Origin of the sequence: Microcystis sp. M083S1, assembly GCF_020246405.1 — a bacterium.
GTDB lineage: Bacteria > Cyanobacteriota > Cyanobacteriia > Cyanobacteriales > Microcystaceae > Microcystis > Microcystis aeruginosa_C.
In genome coordinates this window covers 1-3,012 of record NZ_JADBTB010000145.1, presented here as the reverse complement: position 1 = coordinate 3,012, position 3,012 = coordinate 1, and the positions used below count along the sequence as shown (strand labels likewise).

General features: G+C 40.4%; 2 protein-coding genes and 1 pseudogene. 1 reads left to right on the top strand and 2 read right to left on the bottom strand.

The genetic code is table 11. The features are described 5' to 3' along the window. Positions 1 to 130, top strand: a pseudogene (locus tag IM450_RS14100) (IS30 family transposase); the annotation flags it as partial. On the opposite strand, the gene IM450_RS14095 reads toward IM450_RS14100, so the two are convergent. Then, positions 121 to 294 carry a type II toxin-antitoxin system HicB family antitoxin gene (locus IM450_RS14095; RefSeq protein ID WP_287668493.1) on the bottom strand — a complete coding sequence of 58 codons (174 nt, stop codon included), beginning with the start codon at positions 292 to 294 and terminating at the stop codon, positions 121 to 123. The pseudogene IM450_RS14100 and the gene IM450_RS14095 overlap by 10 nt on opposite strands. 36 nt (positions 295 to 330) lie before the next feature. Further along, a complete protein-coding gene (locus IM450_RS14090) occupies positions 331 to 2,742 on the bottom strand; it encodes a tetratricopeptide repeat protein (RefSeq protein WP_287668491.1) in 2,412 nt (803 codons plus the stop codon). Positions 2,743 to 3,012: the final 270 nt, after the last annotated feature.

The following is a 3,012-nucleotide window of genomic DNA, read 5'->3' as shown; positions in this document are numbered from 1 at the left end:
CGTTAAGCCAGAGGAGGTGGAAAGAGCCGTAAACTTGATTAACAATCGTCCTCGAAAATGTCTTGACTATCGTACCCCGAATGAGGTATTCTATAAAGATAGATCAGACAGTGATGCAATTCAGACTTGAATTGGCCGTTTATTCAATTCTAATGCTTCGCTAAGAGTAATTTTTAGGGTTTCTAATAACTGATCACGAGATGCTTCTTGACAGTTAACTCCCGGAATTTCTTCTATCCAACCAATCCACCAATCTCCGTCTGGCTGAATGATAGCTGTGTAGGTGTTAGTCATAGAATATCTCCTTAGCTAAAATACAAATATATATTATTATACTCGATTTAGGAAACTCTGAAACCGCTCATCTCCCCGAATCTGCTCAAAATCTTTATCCGTTTTCGCCATATCCTGATATTCGACATCAAGATTGATGGCGCGTTGTAAGTTTTCGATAGCTAATTCCACATTATTTTGTAAGCCATAACAGCAAGCTTTATTGTAGTAAGCATTAGCATAATTTGGATTAATTTTAATAGCACGATCACAAGATTCTAGTGCATCTTTATATCGTCCCATAAAAGCTAAAGCAGCTCCTCGATTACCCCAAGCTTCATGGTAATCGGATTTAATTTCTAAAGCTCGATCACAGGATGCGATCGCTTCTTCAAATCTGCCTAAATTACCTAACGCAACCCCTCGGTTGTTCCAAGCATCAGGGTAATCGGGTTTAAATTCTAAAGCTCGATCCCAGGATGCGATCGCTTGTTCAAATCTGCCTAAATTTCTTAACGCAATCCCTCGGTTGTGCCAAGCTTCATGGTAATCGGGTTTAAATTCTAAAGCTCGATCCCAGGATGCGATCGCTTCTTCAAATCTGCCTAAATTACCTAACGCAATCCCTCGGTTGTACCAAGCTTCATGCTTATCGGGTTTAATTTCTAAAGCTTGATCGTAGGATGCGATCGCTTCTTCAAATCTGCCTAAATCATCTAACGCAACCCCTCGGTTGTACCAAGCTTCATGGTAATCGGGTTTAAATTCTAAAGTTCGATCGTAGGATGCGATCGCTTCTTCAAATCTGCCTAAATTACCTAACGCAAACCCTCGGCCGTACCAAGCTTGATGGTAATCGGGTTTAATTTCTAAAGCTCGATCGTAGGATGCGATCGCTTGTTCAAATCTGCCTAAATTACCTAACGCAATCCCTCGGTTGTTCCAAGCTTCATGGTAATCCGGTTTAAATTCTAAAGCTCGATCGTAGGATGCGATCGCTTCTTGGTATTGTTCGAGATAATAAAAAGTAGTACCTTGATAAAACCAACCGTCTTTCCATTGAGGTAGCAAACTAACTAGACGGTTGAACCCTTTTAAGGCATCTCGATAGCGTTTTAATTCATATAGTTTAAGAGTAAATCCTGCTAGAGAGGGCAACATTTCCTCTGGTTTTTGTTTAAATAACTGCCAAATTAACTGTTTTAGAGGACGCAAATAGTCATTTAATTCTACCTGCTTTCCCTTGGCTTCAATTTGTCCGTCGCGAGGTTCTAAAATGTTTTCTCTGGCAATTAAATCAGCCAAACTTTGCTTGATTTTCCAGCGATACCAGAGTTGTTGCCACATATTTCCCTTGGCGATAAATCTGGCAGTGGGTTCAACAATAAACGGTTCTAAGGAAACATTACACTGGCGCAACAAATCCACCGCAGCATAGATATATTTCGCCAGAGTATCCCTGTTAATTGCATCCTGATAACGTTTTTTCCAGTTGCCTCGCAGAGTAGCTTGATAGTTGGCAGGATTGAGGGGTAATTGTCGGTTGTCGAGGCGCACCAGATTTTCTACCACATTGCGAAAGGTAGAATCATTATAGGCAGCAATGCTGCTGTAGTCAGTTTCGGCTTTAATGTTGGTTTGCGGGATAGTATCCTGCAATAATTCGACAATTGCACCGTCTTCCGGTGATGGCAATTCTACCAAGTGAAAACGGTTCCACAGTTTTGGGTATTTATTCCACTGTAACTTATCCCATTCACTCGGTTGTCCCGGTAATTCGGGTTCTTTTTCATCTCTCGCAGTGGCAATTACTCGCACTTCTTCGGGACGAGTACAATGGTTTTCATAAGCTTCTAGGGTTTTTAATAGTCGTTCTTGTAAGGGAATATTAATCGCCGCAAGAGGACTATCTTTTGCTTGGGGATTTTGTTCTACTTCCAAACTACGGCGCATATATGAGTTAAGATCATCGAGGAAAAATAGTAATTTTCTATCTGTTCCGATCGCCTCTAATTGGTTATTTTCAGGTCGCTCTAACCATTCTCCTAATTTTAATACTAATACCGTCCAGCCTTCATAATTCAAGCGTTGCGCTACTTCAGCAGCTTCTCTAGTTTTGCCGATTCCTGTGGGTCCGAGAATAATTAACCAGCGATTTTCCTCCAGATTTTGCAGAAGTTCGTTAGTAAAGTTTCGGTCAGCCATTCGGTGTTGGTAAATAATATTATGATCCGCTAAAGGAGATTTATCCTTTTCATCCCTTTTGTAGATAATCGGGATTACATTGCTATTGGGGGCAATTTTCGTAAAGGGTAAGGACGGTTCAATGATTCGGACTTTTCGTTTTTGCTCTCGATACCACCAAATGAAACCGATTATTGCCAGAACAACAGTCACTAATGCACCGGAGAGGAGATTGTCAATCCAGTCTTTATTAGTTTGATAGAATTGTATTATAGAATTCCACATAAGCCTATTTTAGATTTGAGATTTTCGATTTGAGATTGCGGAATGTGTGTCTAAAGATTTGTAGAAAATTAGTTCGACTTCTTTTCACCGGTGAGAATATTTTTCCTCCTCGCCATGATAAGACAAATTTTAGGGCTCTTCTAGGTTCTGTGTGATAAGTTTAATTGACATAGGATCGATCGATCTTTGTGTCCTTTGTGTCTTTGTGGTTCGTTCCACCCCCTCGCTCTTGAGAAATGTATCTTAGAATACATTTTACCCACCAAAGCT